Genomic DNA, 17,804 nt, shown 5'->3' on the forward strand with positions numbered 1-17,804 from the left:
CGCGCCAGGCGACATCCCCATGTGTATAGAGCCGGGGGCGTGGTGAGGCTATTGGGTTGATTCAGGTCAGGGCGGGTGAGGCGCGGGGGTTGACTGCAGGCCAAAGGCGACGAGGCCAGGCTGCAGGGGAGGCGGGCAGGGAACTGTCAGGTGTCACCCGGGCGACCGGAAGGTCGCGCAGCAGGGGCATCAATGCCAGGCCGGTGTGGCTGCACAAGGGGCAATCGAGCGTAGCGCCTGCGGCCAAGGTGTCACCCAGCCTTGGCGCGAAGCCAAGCGGACCGGGCGGGACCCCGGCGTGGCCGCAGAAGGCGCTACCTGCGCCATTGAGCGTCAGGCCGCTGGTCTGGCCGTGGCCGAGCCCGCAGTGCAGCACGGCAAACAGCACGCTGGCGTAAAGGAGCCAGGCGTAGGCGTGACGACGTCCTGCTGATCGGTGCATATCCCTTGCTCGATGACTGCGGCGGTTGAAATGGTGCGGTGCGCGAGTCTAGCAACGCTTGCTGTTTACGCAGGGTGCGACAGCCTGCCGCACCTGAATTTGGCTTGCGAGATACCGCCGCACTGACCCTGTGTAGGCGGTTACCAAGGGCGCGCCTTGCTGAAGGCGGCCCTGGTACGCCAATCACTTGGACATGTAGTCGATCACGGCCTTGTAGTCGTCTGCGGTGCAATCCATGCACAGGCCGCGCGGCGGCATGGCGTTGAAGCCTTCGGTGACGTGCTTGACCAGTACCTCGTTGCCTTTGGCCAGCCGTGGCTTCCAGGCCTCGTGGTCACCTTTTTTCGGTGCCGTGGGCAGTTGGCCGTTGTGGCACATCTGGCACGCGCGGTTGAACACTGCCTCCGGGTCCTGGGCCGCTTGAGCCAGGCTGGCGGTTGCCAGGCAAGCAAGCATTGCCAGTGTTTTTTTCATGACCGACCTCTCAGGTTTTTTATTGGAAGGCAGAGTCTATGGGAGTACGCATGCCTGTCAGGTGCGACACCCTGCCGCACCCCGGGCTGCCAAGGCTTACCTGCCTGGTTGGTGCATGGGGTGCGGCAGGATGTCGCAGGGCGGCTTTGAGCCGAGGCCGTGCTACGTTGAAGTCGATCCGGTGTTTGACTCTTGGCAGGGTTTTCATCGGGTCAAACAAAAGCCGGGGCGTATCAACGCCCCGGCTTTTGTCTTTTTAGATGCTCAGTTGAAATTTCAGGCCGCGAGCACCTTGACGCTGGCCAAGCGGGCGCCTAGCAGATCGCCGCTGCCAAAGCCGTTCAACCGCGGGCTCGAACTGTGGAGCGACGTAGCCTGCGCCAGCCTAAGATGATTCCACTTAGCGAGATCACCAGGCCGCCGATGCTCAAGGCGATGATCAGGCTTTCGCGTAACGCCGGCCTTTGCAGCAGGGGTTGCAGGTCCCAGCTGTGCAAGAGATTGAACAGCCAGCGGCCGGTGCGTTGCCTGGTATCGTGGCTGGCCACCATTTCCCCGCTGGCCGGATCAAGGTAGACCCAAGTGCTGGCGGCGTCGTCGAATCGCAGGCGCAGCACCGGCAACGGGCGGCGCTGGGAGCCATACATGCTCTGAGCGTCGCGGGCGAAGTAGTAGGTGTCGTAGTGGCGCTGCCAATGGGTATGCACCGGGATGCCTGCGGCCATCGCGTGGGCAGCGTTGAGCAGGCGCTGCTCGGACAACTGCCGTACGGGTGCCGCGTCGGCCTCCAGAATCCGACTATCGCCCACGGCATCGCGGGCCACCAGAAAGGTGTCAGCGCCAAGGCGTTGCCACTGCAGTTCCACAGGGTCGAACCCAGGTATCTTGTGCAGGCGGGCCAAGGCTTGGGCCACTGGCTGGCCGATGTCCATGGCACGTAGCGGCCCTTGATGCAGAGCCTGGGTGGCCAGTTGCGAGCGACTGTCGGTGAGGCCCCAGGGGCGCATCGACATGAATCCGCTGAATATCCACAGCACCAACATCCCACCGAACAGTAACCCACCTATATGGTGCCAGCGCAGCCAACCGCCGGGATAAGGGCTGCACGAGCCACTGCGATAACGCTTGCGCAGCCGCAGGCGCAAGATGCCGACAGCCATGCCCAGCAGCGCCATGATCGTTGCGGCCAGAGACAGCCCGATTACCAGGGTGCGCCAGCCGTTGCTGAACCCAAACCCGCCGCGTAGCGGGTAGAGCCAATGCAGCCAGGCCCCGACCCAGTTCCAGGCGCGCTCCCGGGCTGTGACGTCACGCACCACTTCTGCAGTACGTCCGGACAGGTACAGCCAGGTACCGGCTGCATCGTCGACCTGCACCCGGTGCAAGGGGCGGTCGCTGTCCAAGGCGGTGGAGTGGGTCCACATGTCCTCGTCCACCGTGCCCCGGTACGCCACCCCGACCTCGCCTGCATACTGCCGCGCGCTTTCCAGCGCCCAGCCGGCGTCGACCTGCGCCAGGGGCTGGCCGCTGGCAGCGTCGAGCGCGACGCGGCGGCCATCGGCCAATTCCAACAGGTAATACGGCCGCCCACCCAGGCTGGTCAGGCGCAGCGCTTTCAGAGGCTGCTGCGCCCACTGCTCGGGTAACTCGGCGCAGCAACCCGCAGGCAAAGCCGGCAGGTGGGCAAGGCGTTCGGCCGGTGTCAGCTTGGGGTAGCCGACATACAGCATGACCACCCCAGAGACGAACCACAGCGCCATGAACACGCAGGCGACGATTCCCAGCCAGCGGTGCCACAGGTAGAGCTGGCGCTTCAGGCTCATCAGTAGCGCCACTGCACGGCGACTTCCAGGCTGCGCGGCTCACCCAGGTAGTACTGGGTATTGGTCTGGTGGATGAACCGGGCGTAGACCTCGTCGGTCAGGTTTCGCAACCGCGCGCTGACTTGCACGTGCTTGTCCAGGTCGTGGGTCATGGAAAGCCCGTAAACGGTGTAGGACGGTACCCAAGAAGTATTGGCGGTGTTGGCGTACACCGACGACACATAGCGGGCGTCGGCGCCGACCTGCCAGCCGGGGGCGAGGTCGTAGGTCAGCCAGAGATTGGCCACCCGATCAGGGATGTTCACCGGGTTCTTGCCTTTGCGCGAATACACCACACCGCTGATAGTCTCGTTGAATTCGTCGTATTCGGCGTTCACCCAGCTGAAGTTACCTGCCGCCAGCAGCTTGGGCGTGACTTTGAACGAAGCCGCCAGTTCGATGCCGGTAGAGGTCTGCTGGCCTGCCTGCTCGGTGGTGTTTGGCACGGTCGAGGAGGGCACCGAAATGTTCTTGCGCACGATCCGGTAAGCCGCTGCAGTGGCCGTACCACGGCCATCGAAGAAGTCGAATTTGCTGCCCACTTCGACCTGGCGCCCGGTACTCAGGTCAAAGTCGCCCACTTGGCTGATCGAGGCACTGGTCAGGGTGCCTCCCGGCGGTTCGGCCGAGGTGCTGTATTGGGTATAGAGGCTGACATTCGGGGTCAGGTCGTAGACCAGGCCCAGGCGACCGGTCACTGCGTCCCAGCGCCGGTCCAGCTTGGCCCGCGCAACGTGGTCGATGACGTCGAAATCGATGTGGTCGTAGCGCAAGGCGGTTATCAATGACAGCTGATCCGTCAGACGGGTACGGTTCTCGACAAAGGCCGAGGTGGTGTCGGTGGTGGTGGTGCGTCCCTTGGCCATGGGCGCGTCCATACCGGGGATATCGAGGAAGCGCCCTGGCTCGAAGCCATTGGGGTCAACCGTGTCGAACGCGCCCTTGGACAGCGGGTAGTTGGTTTGCTGGTTGCTGTTGTAATCCATGCCGAACGCCCAGTCACTGGCCAGGCCGAACAGCTCACCCTGATGGGTCAGCTCGACCCTGTCGCCGTTCACCTCCTGGTCGTGACGCTGGCGGTAGCCGCCCGAGCGAGCGATGGCGCTGTTGTCGGCGTTGTAGCGATACACCTCGAGGTTGCGGTAATCGCGCTGGCCGTTGTAGTGATAGAAGGTATTGCGCAGTTGGGTATTGTCGTCGAAGCGGTAGTCGGTGATCGAGCGTAGCCAGCGAGTGCGCTGCTCGTAGCGACCGTCTTCAACGTTGTAGTTGTTGAAGCGGTTGTGCTTGTCGATGTGCAGGGTGCCGACCAGTGGCTGCAATACCGGAGTGCCCCAGTAAGGGCTGTCTTCTTTCTCTTCCAGGTATTCGATGGCCAGCGTGTGCGAGAGCTGGTCGTTGATGTCGCTGAGCAGCGAGAAGGCCAGGTTGCCGGCCCCATTCTCCTGGCGATCGATGTAGCCGTTGGTGCTGGTGCGGCTGTAATCGAGACGGGCGTAATGGCGCGGGCCGTCGCCTGTGTTGAGCGCCTTGTTGAAACCGACCGAGGTTTCAGTAGTGTCGAAGCGGCCATAACTGACGCGCCCTTCAAACGTGTCTTCGTCTCGGCTTGCCAGCCGGGTGATGAAGTTCAGGCTGCCACCGACAGCACCGCTGCCATTGAGGAAGGAGGACGGCCCGCCGAGCAATTCGATGCGGTCGTAGATCCAGGCGCCCACCGGGCGCGCTGCGCCGCCATACTGCAAATTGATGCCGTTGAACAACTGGCTGATCTGCGCGCCATTGAAACCCCGGTACGACACATAGCCGCCCCAGCCTGGCGGCGCCGAGGCGTTCACGCCAGGCAGTGCGTTGGCGGCGTCCTGGAAGTTGCGCGCGCCGATACGCTCCATGGTCTTGCGGTCGGCCACACTGACCGAAGCAGGGTTCTCACGGGCGCTGAGGTTAAGGCGCGAGCCGCTTTCGATGGGGCGGTCGAGGTCCAGGCGCGTGGCCTCGGTGGGTTGGTCAGCGGTGGCGGTAACGGTGCTGGATGGCAAAGTAAGGGTTTCATCCTGCGCCCAGGCGCAGTTTGCGCTGCCAACGAGCAGCGCCAAAGTGGTCATGCGGAGCATGCGAGGCTTCCTGGTTGAAATCGATGAACGCACCGCCGATGCCGGTCAGGTGGCTCGGGGGCGATGTCAGAACGCGGGAAGCGAAGCAGGAGAGGCGCGGGGGTTCACCCGTGGCCAGCGCAGCTTGGGCAGGCGTGGCGTGGGTTGGCTGGGTAAGGGGCTGGCCGGCTGTTCGGCGAGCAGGGTCAGCAGGCCGAAAAATACAGCCAGCAGCGTGGCGCTGAACAGGCTGGCGATCACGCAGTCACCGCCGGCAGGCAGCATGGGGTCGGCAGTGTCTTGCTCAGCTTTGAAAGAACCGCTGGCGTCTGCGGAGCACCAGGCGGCGTCATCCAACCCGGCAAGGCGCAACCCGGCCATCTGCCCATGGCCCATGGCGCACAGCAACGAGCCGAACAGAATGCTGAAATACAGCACCCAGGCGACATGCGATCGTGTGTGGCGGGCCAGTTTCATGGCAGTACTCGGGATGGCACTGAGTTGTCAGGTTAGATGTGGCGGCGCGATTCTACATCTTCTGAAACGTCTGAACAGGGTGTTTTTTCAAGTGTGCGTATTCAACCGAATGATGCAGTTCGCTGCCCGAGCCCAACGGATGTCGAGTAAAAAGTGCTTTGTTGGTATGCGGTAATCACTCGCTTTTCTACCTCTGGCGGCGGCCAAGGCCGACTTAGTTGCAATCGTTTGAAAGGCTGTGACTAGAAGAAAGGCGTTGCTTTCGATGTGTTATAACATATCATTATGCGGGTGAGGCCAGGGTTTTCCGGCCGCGTCATTCCTTTCGTTTTGGAACTCACCCGTGATTCTGTGCCAAGACCTCTTGTGGGGGGCTGCCAAAAGCCCGTTGACCCCGCATCTGAACATCACGCTGCCAGCGGGTAGTTTGACTGCAGTGGTGGGGGCCAATGGTGCTGGCAAAAGCAGCCTCTTGAAGGTGCTTGCCGGCTTGCAGAAGCCTCTGGCCGGGCGCCTTCGCATCAGTGCCGAAGGCACGAAAATTGGCTATCTGGTCCAGCGCTCTGCCATTGACCGGCAGTTCCCCATCAGCCTGGGCGAGTTGGTCAGTGGCGGCTTCTGGGGGCAACGCCTGCACCGTCGGGAGCGCAGCGAGCGGTTGCGCCAGGCATTGCAAGCCTGGGAAATCGAAAAGCTCGCAGCCCACCCGCTCGAAGCGCTTTCCGGCGGCGAACTGCAGCGTGCGCTGCTGGCACGCTTGAGCCTGACCGACGCCAACCTGCTGCTGCTCGACGAGCCGGACTCGGCGCTGGACAAGCCGGGGCAGGCGTTGCTCTGGCGTCATATCGACGCTTGGCACAAAGCTGGCCAGACAGTGGTGGTGGTCAGTCATGACCTGCCGCGCGTGCAAGCGATGGCCGACTATTGCCTGCTGATCGACAGCGAGGGGTGCCAATACGGCCCCAGTCAATCTGTGATCGGGCGTGCCGCACTGGGGCAGGTGCAGTGATGCTGGATATGGCATGGGCACCCTTCGTCGAGTTCGCCTTCATGCGCCGTGCACTCTTCGGCGGGCTCACCCTGGCGCTGAGTGTCGCGCCGTTGGGGGTATTCCTGGTGGTACGGCGCATGAGCCTGATCGGTGACGCCATTTCCCATGGCATTTTACCGGGCGCTGCTTTGGGCTTTTGGCTGGCAGGGCTGTCCGTGGTTGCCATGACACTGGGCGGCCTGGCGGCGGGCTTGATGGTAGCAGGCTTCTCAGCCCTGGTGAGCCGGCACACCGGTTTGCGTGAGGACGCTAGCCTGGCGGCGGTTTACCCGATTTCACTGGCTTCGGGCGTTCTGCTGCTCGGGCTGGCGGGCAAGCGCCTGGACTTGTTGGGGTTGCTGTTTGGCTCGGCCCTGGCGGTCGATCAGGCGACCTTGCAAACCATGGTGTGGGTAGCCGTAGGCAGTCTCTTGGTTTTTGCCCTGATTTACCGGCCTTTGCTGCTCGACAGCCTCGACCCCCTGTTCCTGCGCAGCGTCAGCCGCTTTGGGCCAATCGCCCATGGCGTGTTCCTCGGATTGGTGGTCATCAACCTGGTGGTTGGCTTCCAGGCCATCGGCGCCTTGATGGTGGTTGGCCTGATGATGCTGCCAGCCATCGCCGCACGTTTCTGGAGCCAGCGCCTGCCCTGGCTGATAGCCATTTCGGCGCTGATCGGCATGGGCTCGGTCTGGCTGGGGTTGCTGTTGTCCTACTACGCCTCACTGCCCTGTGGCCCGGCGATCGTCGTCGTGGCCGGCTGTGCCTACCTGTTGTCGGTGATGGTGGGGCCGGTCCGCGGGCTGCTGCGTCGTCACTACACCCCTGTCACTCACTGAGGAGCCGCTATGCGCCCGTTGATCGTTGTGCTCATGTTGTTGCTGTCACCGTTACTGTCTGCCGCCGAACGCATCAAGGTAGTGACCAGCTTCAGTATTCTGGCCGATATCACCCGACAGCTCGGTGGCGATCAGGTACAGGTCATCAATATCGTCGGGCCCGACAGCGATGCGCATGTCTACGAAACCACGCCGGATGATGCCAGGCACGTGTTGCAGGCGCGCCTGGTGGTGGAGAACGGCCTGAATTTCTAGCCCTGGCTGGACCGCCTGATCAAGACCACCGGCACCCAGGCTCAGGTCGTCCGGGCTAGCCAGGGGATCCTTCCGCGTACCTTGGACGAGGAGGGCCAGACCATCCCCGACCCCCATGCCTGGAACAGCCTGGCCAACGCCAAGATCTACGCGGCCAATATTGCCAAGGCGCTGGAAGCGGTTGACCCCGGCAATGCGCAGGCCTATCGCAGCCACCTGGCCGCCTACCAGCAGCAGATCGACACCTTGCTGGCCGAGGTGAAGAAAAGCTTCGCGGCCTTACCAGCAAACAACCGGCGTATCGTTACCTCGCATGATGCCTTCGGTTACCTGGGCCAGGCTTACGGCATCGAGTTCCTGGCTCCCCAAGGCCTTTCCACCGACCAGGAGCCTACTGCCAAGGATGTCGCCAGCATCATTTCGATGATCAAGCGCGACAAGATCAAGGCCGTGTTTATCGAGAACATCAAGGATTCCCGGCTGATGCAGCAGATTGCCGACGATACCGGAGCGAAGATAGGTGGGACGCTGTATTCCGATGCACTTGCCGCCCAAGGCCCTGCCAGTACCTACCTGGGCATGTATCGGCAGAATGTGCAAACCCTCACCCAGGCGCTGGCAGGCCAGTGAGGCCAGCGCCTCCAGCCGTTGCCGGCTGGAGGCGGGCAACGGTCATTTGACCACGGTCACCGGGCCGTGGTCGTCGCAGTGATCGCCGTGCGGGTGGTGGAGGTGGCCATCGACCAGGTAATCGACATGATCACCATGGGGGATCGCCTCATGCCCGCAGCCCGGGCCGTGGGTATGGTCGGCAGCATGGCCGCCACATTGGTGGCCGGGGGTGCAACGGTCGGGATTCTGGCCGTTGGCTTCCAGTGTGTGTTCATCGACATGGTCGCCATGCACGTGATGCAAGTGCCCGTCGTGCAGGTAATCGATATGCCCATCGTGCTCGATTGCAGTGTGGCCGCAGCCGGGTTTGTGCTGATGGTCATGGTGGGGATGCTGGTTGCAGGTACCCATTTCGAACGCCTTTAACGAGTGCTGAGACATTCAGCGTAGTTGGCGGGCGCCGCTTCTTCCAATCCGGTGAAGACCGTCGGTCCTTGGCCTGACATCCCTGCCGTACCTCGGCCGAGATGGCCGAGGTACGCTACTTTCGTCACTCGTGGTGCGGTTCACCCAGGAACGTCAGCGAACTGAAGAAGCTCTGCTGGGCAACGGGGCTGCCTTCGGCCATCGGCAGGGTAGCCTGAGCCGCGATGATGTTGAGCCCTTCATTGCGAACGGTGACACGTGCGCGGCCTTGCTGGTCGGTGGTGGCGCTGACCTGGTGAGGGGCGCCCCGGTAATCGCCCACAAGCGGGATATCCGCAGCCGGTTTGCCATCGAGCAGCACCTGCACTTCCAGCATCTTGCCCGGGCCGACCTGCAGAGGATCGCTCAGGGGAACGATCGCCAAACGCAGCATGTCCAGTTTCGGCAGCCGAGCACCGCTCTGGTAGATCGCCAGGCTGTACTTGAAGCTGTGGGTGGAGGCGATCGCATCCTTGATGTGGGTGCGATCCTGATTGACCCACTGCTTGTCCGGGCGCTGCGACCAAGGCCCGTTGTCCAGCAGCACGGCCAGTGCCGCAGGCGGCGTGAGCGGCTGCAGAACAGCATGGTCCGCCAGGCGCTCGACGGTGACCGGGACCATGTCCCCGGTCGCGTCGAACGCCCAGGCGCGCTTGATCTTCTGCGCCTTGTAGGCGTTATCCTCGGCGCCGTGGCCGTACACGACCTCGATATTGCCGCGTCGCTCCTCGGTCCACAGGCCGTGGGCGCCTGCGTTGACGCTGACCATCAGGGTCAACAGGGCGACGACTTTCAACGATGGATGCATGATGATTCCTCGGTTCAAAGGCTTAGGGTCAGGCTGACACTGAAGTTGCGCGGCTCACCGGGCAGCACCCAAGAACTGTTGTACGACCGTTCGTAGTACTTGCGGTCGAACAGGTTGTTGAGGTTGAGGCCGACGGTGACCTGTTCGCTGGCCTTGTAATGCGCCAACAGGTCGACGGTGGTATAGGCGTCCAGGGTGAAGTCGCTGCCGGCCTGACCGGAACGTTCGCCGACGTAATTCACCGCCGCCCCAACGTCCGAACCGCGCAGGGCACCTTCCTGGAATTCGTACACACCCATCACGCTGCCGCTGTTGCGAGCGATGCCCAGCAGGTCGCTGCCTTTTGGCAGGGCCGCGTCGCCCTTGGTGACCTCCGCGTCGATATAGGCGTAGGCACCGATCACCCGCAAGGCGTCGGTCAGCTGACCGCTGAACTGCAGGTCCAGGCCTTGGCTGCGGGCCTCGCCAGCCGCCACGCTCTCGCCAAGGGCGTCAGTGGTGATGACGTTCTCCTTGTCGATATGGAACAGGGCGATGGTCGCGCCCAGGCGGCTGTCGAGCAGGTCGAGCTTGACCCCGGTCTCGTAACCCAAGCCCTTTTCAGGCTTGTAGACCTGACCCTGGGTGCCGATGGTGTTGGGTTTGAACGACGTGGATGCGTTGGCGAACACGCCGACTTGCGGGGTCAGTTGATACAAGACCCCGATGCGCGGAGTCGCGACGTCCTTTTCCTGGCTGTCGCTGGCACCGGTGGTGCGGTTCTGCGATGTCTGCTCGAAGCGTTCCAGGCGTACACCCAGCAGTCCGCGCAAGCGGTCGGTGAAGGCGATCTGGTCTTGCAGGTTGATCGCGTAGCTTTCAGTGTGCTCAAAGAAGTCGTTGGCACGGGTGATGGCCGGCTTCGGCTTGCCGTATACCGGGTTGTAGATATCCAGGCCATACCCTGCTGAGGTGGCGCTTTGCGGGTACTTCTGGCTGTTGCGGTAGTTTTCGTACTCCAGCCCGACCAGGGTCTGATGCTGCCAGCCACCCAACTCGAACTGCCCGTGCAACTCGGCCTGGGTGATGTTGTCGTTCCATTCGAAGTCGCGTTCGCGATAGAAGCGCGTGATGGTGGTGCCCACCAGGGCCTGGGGCTCGGAGCTGTTGCCCTTGAGCGTGCCTTGGGTGTAGTGGTTGGCCAGGCGCAGCTTCCAGTTGTCGTTGAGCACGTGTTCCAGTGCGAGGTCGAGGGTCTGGTTGTCGTTGCGGATCTTGCCGTCATTCGGCTCGCCGAGGAAGGTCGAGCGCTTGACCGAACCCATTTCGCCGTTGACCGCCGGAATGCCACGGTCGAACACCGACTCGGTACGGGAAAACTCGGTGTCGATCATCAGCCGGGTGTCGGGCGACAGCTGCCAGCTCAGGGAGGGGCTGACGATACGGCGCTCGCTGCCGACATGATCGCGGAAGCTGTCGTTGTCCTCGATGGCGAGGTTGATCCGGCCCAACAGGTTCCCTTCGCTGTCCAGCGGCGAGTTGGCGTCCAGGGCGGTGCGGTAGCGATCCCAGCTGCCGGCACTGAGGGTGAGGTTGCTGAACGCTTCGGCCTGGGGACGCTTGGTGACGATGTTGACCAGGCCTCCAGGGTCGCCACGGCCGTACAGGCTGGCAGCCGGGCCTTTGAGCACTTCGATGCGCTCGATGTTGGACGTGTCCGGCGCGCTGTAGCTTCCGCGGTTGATGGCGAAACCGTTCTTGTACAGCTCGCCAGTGGTGAAGCCGCGCACACTGTAGTTGAGGAACGTCAGGCCGCCGAAATTGTTCTGCCGCGACACGCCGCCAGCAAAGTCCAGGGCGCGGTCGATGCGGGTGGTGTTGAGGTCCTTGATGACCTGCGCGGGCACGACATCGATACTCTGCGGTGTGTCGCGGATGTCGGTATCGGTGCGGGTGGCCGTGGCTGAGCGGGTGGCACGATAACCTTGCACCGGCCCGTCGGCGCGCTCTTGGAGGTAAACGTCGGTGATGGCGGTTTCGTCCAGCACCAAAGGTTCTGCCGCTAGAATCGGCTGGCCGAACAAACCCAGCGTCAGGCCGGCCAGAAGGGGTGTACGAGGGTTCACGAAAAGTCTCCGTTTTTCACGCCATAACGCTGCATTTTTTAGTTGTCCTGGCTTGGGCACTGCCCGCGAGTTGGTAAGGGATTACAAGGGACACACGTCAGGTGTCACGGCGCAGGCCTAGCGCCAGGCCTGATAAATGAATCTTGATGAGGAAGCGTTCATCTTGGGGCGCGCATTTTAGAAGATGTAATAACGTAACGCCAGAGCTTAATGATCATTCCCAGTTGCAAGTGATTCGTATTGGTAGTGTAATGTTATCCAGTAACGTTAAGGAGTTATTTATGAAACCTGGCATCCATCCCAACTATCGTCCCGTGCTGTTCCACGACACCTCAGCGAACATCTTCTTCCTCATCGGCTCTACGGCCGAATCCGACCGCACCTACCAGCACACCGACGGCAAGACTTATCCCTACGTGCAACTGGACGTTTCCAGCGCCTCGCATCCGGTGTATACCGGCCAGCAACGTCAAGCCACGACTGAAGGGCGCATCGCCAACTTCAAGAAACGCTTTTCCGGGTTTGGCGGTAAGCCGTAACAGCAGGCTGGGCTAGAAGGCGAACCGTGTCAGCGCACTCTGGAGGGTCGCATGCAATGCTGCCCTCCAGAGGCGTTGGTTCAAGGCGGGTTCAGGCAGTCGCTGAGCGATTGGCAGGCGAGACGCCCGCCCACAGGCGCTCCATCTCCAGTCGCCGCTCAGCCGCATCCGGCGCTTGGCACTGCTGCAACAGCAGGTCGATGGCCGAGCGCAGTTCGAAGCTGCCCATGTCTTGTCCGTCGCGGTTGCGAATGGCGATGGTGCCTTCTGCCTGTTCCTTGGCACCGGCAATCAACAGGAACGGAACACGTTGCAAGGTCTGCTCGCGCACCTTGTAGCCGATCTTTTCATTGCGCGTATCGGCCTCGACACGCAAGCCGGCGCCGCGCAACAGCTTCTCCACATCCTGGGCATAACCTGCGTACTGCTGAGTGATCGAGGACACCGCCACCTGTACCGGCGACAGCCAGGCTGGCAGCTTACCGGCATGGTGTTCGAGCAGGATGCCAGTGAAGCGCTCCAGCGAGCCGAACAGTGCACTATGCAGCATCACCGGTCGCTGGCGCTGGCCGTCCTCGTCGACATACTCCAGGCCGAAACGTGCTGGCAGGTTCATATCCACCTGCAGGGTGCCGCATTGCCAGTCCCGGCCAATGGCGTCGCGCAGCACGAACTCAAGCTTCGGCCCATAGAACGCGCCTTCGCCGGGGTTCACCTGATAGGCCAGGTGCATAGCGTTGAGCGCGGTGATCAGCGAGCCTTCCAGCAGGTCCCATGTGGCATCGTCGCCCATACGGTTGTTCGGGCGTGTGGAAAGCTTGATACGCACATCCTCGAAGCCAAACTGGCGATAGATGTCGAGCACCATGGCCACCACCGACTGGCATTCCTGATCCATCTGCTGTGGCGTGCAGAAGATGTGCGCATCGTCCTGGGTGAAGTGGCGCACCCGTAGCAGCCCGTGCAGCGCACCCGAGGGTTCGTAGCGGTGCACCTTGCCGAATTCGCCCATGCGAATTGGCAGATCCCGATAGCTTTTCAGGCCGTGCTTGTAAAGCAGCGAGCCGCCGGGGCAGTTCATGGGCTTGAGCGCGAGTGCACGGCCATCTTCGGTTTCGGTGGTGAACATGTTGTCGCGGTAGTTGTGCCAGTGGCCGGAAATTTCCCACAGGCTGCGGTCCATCACATCCGGCGTGTTGACCTCGATGTAGTCTGCGTCGTCCCGGCGACGACGCATGTAGGCGATCAGCGACTGGAATACAGCCCAGCCCCGTGGATGCCAGAACACCGCGCCAGGCGCATCGTCTTCGAAATGAAACAGGTCGAGCTCGCGGCCCAATTTGCGATGATCGCGCTTTTCTGCCTCTTCGAGACCGCGCAGGTGCTCCGCCAGCTGTCTGGCATCGGCCCAGGCAGTGCCATAGATGCGCTGCAGTTGTTCGTTGCGCGCATCACCGCGCCAGTAGGCGCCGGCCAGCTTGGTGAGCTTGAATGCTTTCAGCAGGCGGGTGTTCGGCACATGCGGACCGCGGCACATGTCGACGTATTCCTGATGGAAGTACAAGCCGAGGTGCGTGGCCATCGGGAGATCGTCGATCAAGCGAAGCTTGTAGGTTTCGTTGCGGGCGCTGAACACGTCGATGGCTTCTGCGCGGCTGAGCATGCGCTTGATCACGTCGTAGTCCTGGGCGATCAGTTCGCGCATGCGGGCCTCGATAGCCTCCAGGTCGGCCGGGGTGAACGGCCTTTCATAGGCGACATCGTAGTAGAAGCCATCGCGAATCACTGGCCCGATCACCATCTGCGCGGTGGGGAACAACTGTTTCAAGGCGTGCCCAAGCAGGTGGGCGCAGGAGTGTCGGATGATTTCCAGGCCTTCGTCATCCTTGGGCGTGATGATCTGCAAGTTCACATCGTGGGCGATAACCTCGCAGGCATCGACCAACTGCCCGTCGAGCTTGCCGGCAACGGTGCTACGAGCAAGGCCGGGGCCAATCGATCGTGCGACGTCGAGCACGGTGACGGGGCTGTCGAAGTGACGCTGCGACCCGTCGGGCAAGGTCACGGAGAAGGCGGGGGGTTGGGCGTTTTCTGGCATTTTTTCAGGCTCGGCGTTCAATAGTGTGGCAGCGGGTCGGTCAACCCAGCCCTTGCTCGGTCTGGAGCATGGCGGAGTGGGATTTGAGGTGCTCGAACACGCCAGGGTTTGCCCAGGCTTGGCAGATGGCGGGCGAAAATTCGATGGCGTGCAGGTCGATCAGGCCCATTCGCGGGTTCTGCGCGTCTGCCCTGAAGCACTGGGCGTAGCCGGTCTCGGTTTCATGCACGATGACCGAATGCAAGCGTACATCCGCCTCGCCATTGCGCATTTCGGCCTGCGCCAGCGCTGCGTCGACCAGGCAGAAGAACAGGCGCGAGAATTGTTCGGCGCTGGGCGAAACCGGCACCAGCACCCAGCGTTCCGAATGCCGGCGGACCGACGCCAGGTAGTCGGGATCATCACCGGACCACAGCGCGACGCTATGGTCAAAGGCGTCGATCAAGTCCCTGATGTCGCCCTTGAGCAGGCCGAAATCGTAGACCATCTGGCCATTGTCCAGCGCGTCGGCGTGCAGGATCAGCTCGACCTTGTAGGAGTGCCCATGAATAGAGTGGGAACAGCGCCGGGTGCTGCAGCCCCGCACGATGTGGGCGTTCTCGAATTTGAACAGTTTGCGAATCAGCATGGGTCACCTGCATTGCCGGGGCCGCGGGTGGTCTGCTGGAGGCGGCGCAGTCTTGGCCCTTGAGCAGTATCCTCGGCGGTGTAGCCAGCCTCTTCCAGCTCGCTTCGCAGCCGGTCGGCAGTGGCAAAGTCGCGGGCGTTGCGCGCGGCCTCGCGGGCCTCGAGCAAACGGAGTAACGCGGCTTGCGGTGGCGGCTCGTCCCTGTGTGGCTGCAGGGCACGTAGTGCTGCCAGCGGCGCCTGCTGCAACAGGCCGAGTAGCGCGGCCGACTTGAGCAGCCGGGCCTTGGCCTGGGCACGGGATGCACCGTCACTGGCATTGTCGAGCGCCTGGCGCAGCACATGCAGGCGGGCCAGGGCTTCAGCGACGCCCAGGTCGTTCCTGAGCGCGGCAAGCAATTGCGCGTCGGCTGGCACATCGTCGGCGCCGGGCACGTCGTCGCAGCGAGCCAGGCTAGCGTAGAAGCGGATGAGGCTCTGCACGGCCGCACTCAGGCGCTCGGCGTTCCAGTCCATCGGCCGACGGTAGTGGGTGGACAGCAACGCCAGCCGAATCGCTTCGCCAGGGGCCTGGCTGAGCAGGTCGCGCACCAGTAGCACGTTGCCCAGTGATTTGGACATCTTCTGCCCATCCACGGTGACGAAGCTGTTGTGCACCCAGGTGCGGCAATACAACGTACCGTGGGCACAGGTGCCTTGGGCAATCTCATTCTCATGGTGAGGGAAGATCAGGTCCTGGCCACCCCCATGGATGTCGATGGTATGCCCAAGGTGTTGCCCGATCATCGCCGAGCACTCCACATGCCAGCCCGGCCGGCCTCTGCCCCAGGGGCTGCTCCAGCCGGGTTGGTCGGCCGTGGACGGCTTCCACAGCACGAAGTCCAGCGCGTCGCGCTTGTAAGGCGCGACCTCCACGCGGGCGCCCGCCAGCATGTCCTTGGTGTTACGGCCGGAAAGCTCGCCGTAGGCTGGGTAGGAGGGCACATGGAACAGGACATGGCCTTGCGCCACATAGGCATGGCCACGCGCGATGAGGGTCTCGATCAACTCGATGATCTGCGGTATGTGCGCGGTGACCCGGGGCTCGAGGTCGGGTGACGCCACCCCGAGTGCCGTCATGTCCTGATGGTAGGCATCGATGAAGCGGTCAGTGATATCGGCGATGGGCACGCCTGCCGCTGCCGCGGCGGCATTGATCTTGTCGTCTACGTCGGTGAAGTTGCGGGCATACACCAGCTCGGCGTAGTCGTGGCGCAGCAGCCTGGCCAACAGGTCGAAGACCACCGCAGGGCGCGCATTGCCGATGTGCGCATAGTTGTAGACCGTGGGGCCGCAGACGTACATCGTCACTCGCTCGGGGCTTGCGGTGCGCAGCACTTCCTTACGCCGGGTAAGCGTGTTGTGCAGGTAGATCGGTTCAGTCATGTGCAGCGGCCTGCGGGGCGGACCAAGCCGAGGCATCGTGCGGGTGCAGGCTTTCCAGGTGGCGAACATGCACTTGGCTATCGCGGTAACCGTGCAGGCTGACCTGAATACGCCGCGCAGCGTCCTCGACGAACATCAGGTTCTGCCCGTTGAGGGCTGCGAACGCCTGTTCGTCAGCCCGCTTCACGGCGGTCTGAACCGGGGTGCGCAGGGCGCCTTCGACTTGGTCGATGAGGGCCAGCAACCCCAGATCAGGGGCATCGGCAGGCACCGCGACGCGCACCCGGGCTTCGCTGCGTTGGCTGTGCGGCGTGGCCAGCGATGCGTTGCTGCGCAGCCACTGCGCGACGGCGCTGGCTTCGAGCAGTGGCTGGTCTTTGAAGGCTCGCACAAAGCCGTCCTCGATCAATTGCCGGGACAAAGCGGCCGAGCAGGGGCACGTCGAGGAGTAGCCGATCCTGACCTCGATGCTCAGGTTCGGCACCCCACCGACCTTCGTGGCGAGCACGTGAACCGGGTACGACTTCCAGCCAGATAGGCCCTCGGTCACCAGTGCAGGGCGGCGAACCAGAAGGTCGAAATCCAGGCGCAACCTGGCATTGCGGCTTTCGCAGTCCTGATGGCTATCGATCATGTCCTGCAACAGCGCAAACAGGCTTGCCGGCGACACCGCTTCAGCCTCCCCCCAGGCGTCCAGCAGGCGGTACAGCCTGGACATGTGAATGCCTTTGACGTGCGGTGCTGGCAGGTCGACCTGGACATCCGCCCGGGCGTGCAGCTCGCGCTGGTAGGCCGGTTCTTCGATCCTTAGCGGCAGGTCGATACCTTGCATCCCGACCCATTGCAGCGGGCTGAGGGTAGGGGCGAGGTCGGTGACGGAAACGTCGGGTAATGCTGAGCTCATCATGTATATCCAGTGGTGGGAGCCTTGCACCTTGCAGCAAGGCGTATGAATCAGGTCCCGCGGGTGAACGGGTTGGGCAGCTTCATCCAGCCTCGCGGTCCCTGGGCCATTTCCTCATCGGTCAGCAGGCAGGCATCGACGCGCGGGCGCAGCGCGGCCTCGTTGCTATGGGGGATGGGGGTGCTCATCGGGACGCCTCGTGATAAAGGGGGGTGCGCATGCGTGCGGCTCTGCTCAGTCCTCGCCTGCATCACGGCGAGTGCAGAGGGCACATTGACCGTGCAACTCGATGACCGAGCTGCACAGCGAAAACACGTTCTGTTTCATCCAGAGCCCCAAGGCCTGGCTCAGGTGCGGCACGTTGAACTCATCGACATGGCCGCAGCTATCGCAGATGGCGAACGCTCTGAAACCTGCTTCGCACTGGCCTGGGCAGGTGCAACTGACATAAGCGTTCAATGACTCCAGCCGGTGAATCAAGCCTTGCTCGGCCAGGTGGCCCAGCGCGCGGTAGATCTGCGTCGGCGCCCTGACACCTTCATTGCGCAGGCTGTCCAGGATGGCGTAGGCACTGAGCGGCTTGTCGGCTTGCCGAAGCGCCGTCAGGACACGTTGCTGATTGCTGGTCAGTTGCATGCAGGCCTCCTTGCGTTTGGCAGGCAGTCTTCATTTTTATCTGGAAGTAGGATGTTATAAAGTAACATTTATAAAATGGCCAGCTAAATTGCCGGGGGGCCGCTGGTTCGCAG

The 17,804-nt window shown here is 62.6% G+C and carries 17 protein-coding genes and 1 pseudogene; 4 read left to right on the plus strand and 14 right to left on the minus strand.

The features are described 5' to 3' along the window. Positions 1-61 precede the first annotated feature (61 nt). The 5 genes from ABRP30_RS12525 to ABRP30_RS12545 all read right to left on the minus strand — a co-directional run bounded on the left by ABRP30_RS12525 (position 62) and on the right by ABRP30_RS12545 (position 5,348). On the minus strand, positions 62-442 hold the full coding sequence (locus ABRP30_RS12525; protein ID WP_267823706.1) for a DUF2946 family protein: 381 nt from the start codon (positions 440-442) through the stop codon (positions 62-64). 183 nt (positions 443-625) lie between these two features. Beyond that, positions 626-916 (minus strand): cytochrome c5 family protein, encoded by a 291-nt coding sequence (locus ABRP30_RS12530; RefSeq protein WP_267823708.1) that lies wholly within the window; start codon positions 914-916, stop codon positions 626-628. A gap of 341 nt (positions 917-1,257) precedes the next feature. Then, the gene (locus ABRP30_RS12535; protein WP_349975524.1) at positions 1,258-2,733 is read right to left on the minus strand and encodes a PepSY domain-containing protein; all 1,476 of its coding nucleotides are present in this window, start codon (positions 2,731-2,733) and stop codon (positions 1,258-1,260) included. 5 nt (positions 2,734-2,738) lie between these two features. Next, a complete protein-coding gene (locus tag ABRP30_RS12540) occupies positions 2,739-4,892 on the minus strand; it encodes a TonB-dependent receptor (RefSeq protein WP_349975477.1) in 2,154 nt (717 codons plus the stop codon). Between the two features lie 66 nt (positions 4,893-4,958). Beyond that, positions 4,959-5,348 (minus strand): DUF2946 family protein, encoded by a 390-nt coding sequence (locus ABRP30_RS12545; RefSeq protein WP_349975476.1) that lies wholly within the window; start codon positions 5,346-5,348, stop codon positions 4,959-4,961. Positions 5,349-5,691: 343 nt separating this feature from the next. On the opposite strand from ABRP30_RS12545, the gene ABRP30_RS12550 reads away from it, so the two are divergent. The 3 genes and pseudogenes from ABRP30_RS12550 (at position 5,692) to ABRP30_RS12560 (ending at position 8,102) form a co-directional block, all read left to right on the plus strand. Beyond that, positions 5,692-6,357, plus strand: a complete 666-nt coding sequence (locus tag ABRP30_RS12550) for an ATP-binding cassette domain-containing protein (protein WP_349975475.1) — start codon at positions 5,692-5,694, stop codon at positions 6,355-6,357. Continuing rightward, positions 6,357-7,217 carry a metal ABC transporter permease gene (locus ABRP30_RS12555; protein ID WP_349975474.1) on the plus strand — a complete coding sequence of 287 codons (861 nt, stop codon included), beginning with the start codon at positions 6,357-6,359 and terminating at the stop codon, positions 7,215-7,217. The genes ABRP30_RS12550 and ABRP30_RS12555 overlap by 1 nt, the downstream gene beginning before the upstream one ends. Before the next feature lie 9 nt (positions 7,218-7,226). Then, a pseudogene (locus tag ABRP30_RS12560) lies at positions 7,227-8,102 on the plus strand (metal ABC transporter substrate-binding protein). 42 nt (positions 8,103-8,144) lie between these two features. Here the strand turns inward: ABRP30_RS12560 and ABRP30_RS12565 are convergent. The 3 genes from ABRP30_RS12565 to ABRP30_RS12575 all read right to left on the minus strand — a co-directional run bounded on the left by ABRP30_RS12565 (position 8,145) and on the right by ABRP30_RS12575 (position 11,462). Continuing rightward, positions 8,145-8,495 carry a hypothetical protein gene (locus tag ABRP30_RS12565; protein ID WP_349975473.1) on the minus strand — a complete coding sequence of 117 codons (351 nt, stop codon included), beginning with the start codon at positions 8,493-8,495 and terminating at the stop codon, positions 8,145-8,147. 139 nt (positions 8,496-8,634) lie between these two features. Continuing rightward, the gene (locus ABRP30_RS12570; RefSeq protein ID WP_349975472.1) at positions 8,635-9,357 is read right to left on the minus strand and encodes a DUF4198 domain-containing protein; all 723 of its coding nucleotides are present in this window, start codon (positions 9,355-9,357) and stop codon (positions 8,635-8,637) included. Positions 9,358-9,371: 14 nt separating this feature from the next. After that, positions 9,372-11,462 carry a TonB-dependent siderophore receptor gene (locus tag ABRP30_RS12575; RefSeq protein ID WP_349975471.1) on the minus strand — a complete coding sequence of 697 codons (2,091 nt, stop codon included), beginning with the start codon at positions 11,460-11,462 and terminating at the stop codon, positions 9,372-9,374. Positions 11,463-11,743: 281 nt separating this feature from the next. On the opposite strand from ABRP30_RS12575, the gene ABRP30_RS12580 reads away from it, so the two are divergent. Further along, complete coding sequence (locus tag ABRP30_RS12580; RefSeq protein WP_241806943.1) at positions 11,744-12,001, plus strand: type B 50S ribosomal protein L31; 258 nt, start codon at positions 11,744-11,746, stop codon at positions 11,999-12,001. Positions 12,002-12,092: 91 nt separating this feature from the next. Here the strand turns inward: ABRP30_RS12580 and thrS are convergent, their stop codons facing one another. Genes thrS through ABRP30_RS12610 form a run of 6 tightly spaced genes read right to left on the minus strand, consistent with a single transcriptional unit; the run spans position 12,093 to position 17,691 of the window. After that, positions 12,093-14,099, minus strand: a complete 2,007-nt coding sequence (gene thrS / locus ABRP30_RS12585; RefSeq protein ID WP_349975470.1) for a threonine--tRNA ligase — start codon at positions 14,097-14,099, stop codon at positions 12,093-12,095. 40 nt (positions 14,100-14,139) lie between these two features. Continuing rightward, a complete protein-coding gene (locus ABRP30_RS12590) occupies positions 14,140-14,727 on the minus strand; it encodes a 6-carboxytetrahydropterin synthase (RefSeq protein ID WP_349975469.1) in 588 nt (195 codons plus the stop codon). Continuing rightward, a complete protein-coding gene (cysS, locus tag ABRP30_RS12595; RefSeq protein WP_349975468.1) occupies positions 14,721-16,151 on the minus strand; it encodes a cysteine--tRNA ligase in 1,431 nt (476 codons plus the stop codon). Before cysS ends, ABRP30_RS12590 begins: the two co-directional genes overlap by 7 nt. After that, positions 16,144-17,055: a GTP cyclohydrolase FolE2 gene (gene folE2, locus ABRP30_RS12600; protein ID WP_349975466.1), complete on the minus strand. Its 912-nt coding sequence runs from the start codon at positions 17,053-17,055 to the stop codon at positions 16,144-16,146. The genes cysS and folE2 overlap by 8 nt, the downstream gene beginning before the upstream one ends. Positions 17,056-17,105: 50 nt before the next feature. Next, a complete protein-coding gene (locus ABRP30_RS12605; protein ID WP_349975464.1) occupies positions 17,106-17,243 on the minus strand; it encodes a hypothetical protein in 138 nt (45 codons plus the stop codon). A 46-nt stretch (positions 17,244-17,289) separates the two neighbouring features. Next, on the minus strand, positions 17,290-17,691 hold the full coding sequence (locus tag ABRP30_RS12610) for a Fur family transcriptional regulator (protein ID WP_349975462.1): 402 nt from the start codon (positions 17,689-17,691) through the stop codon (positions 17,290-17,292). Positions 17,692-17,804: the final 113 nt, after the last annotated feature.

It is taken from the genome of Pseudomonas sp. WHRI 8519 (genome assembly GCF_040224055.2).
GTDB classification, from domain to species: Bacteria; Pseudomonadota; Gammaproteobacteria; order Pseudomonadales; family Pseudomonadaceae; genus Aquipseudomonas; species Aquipseudomonas putida_X.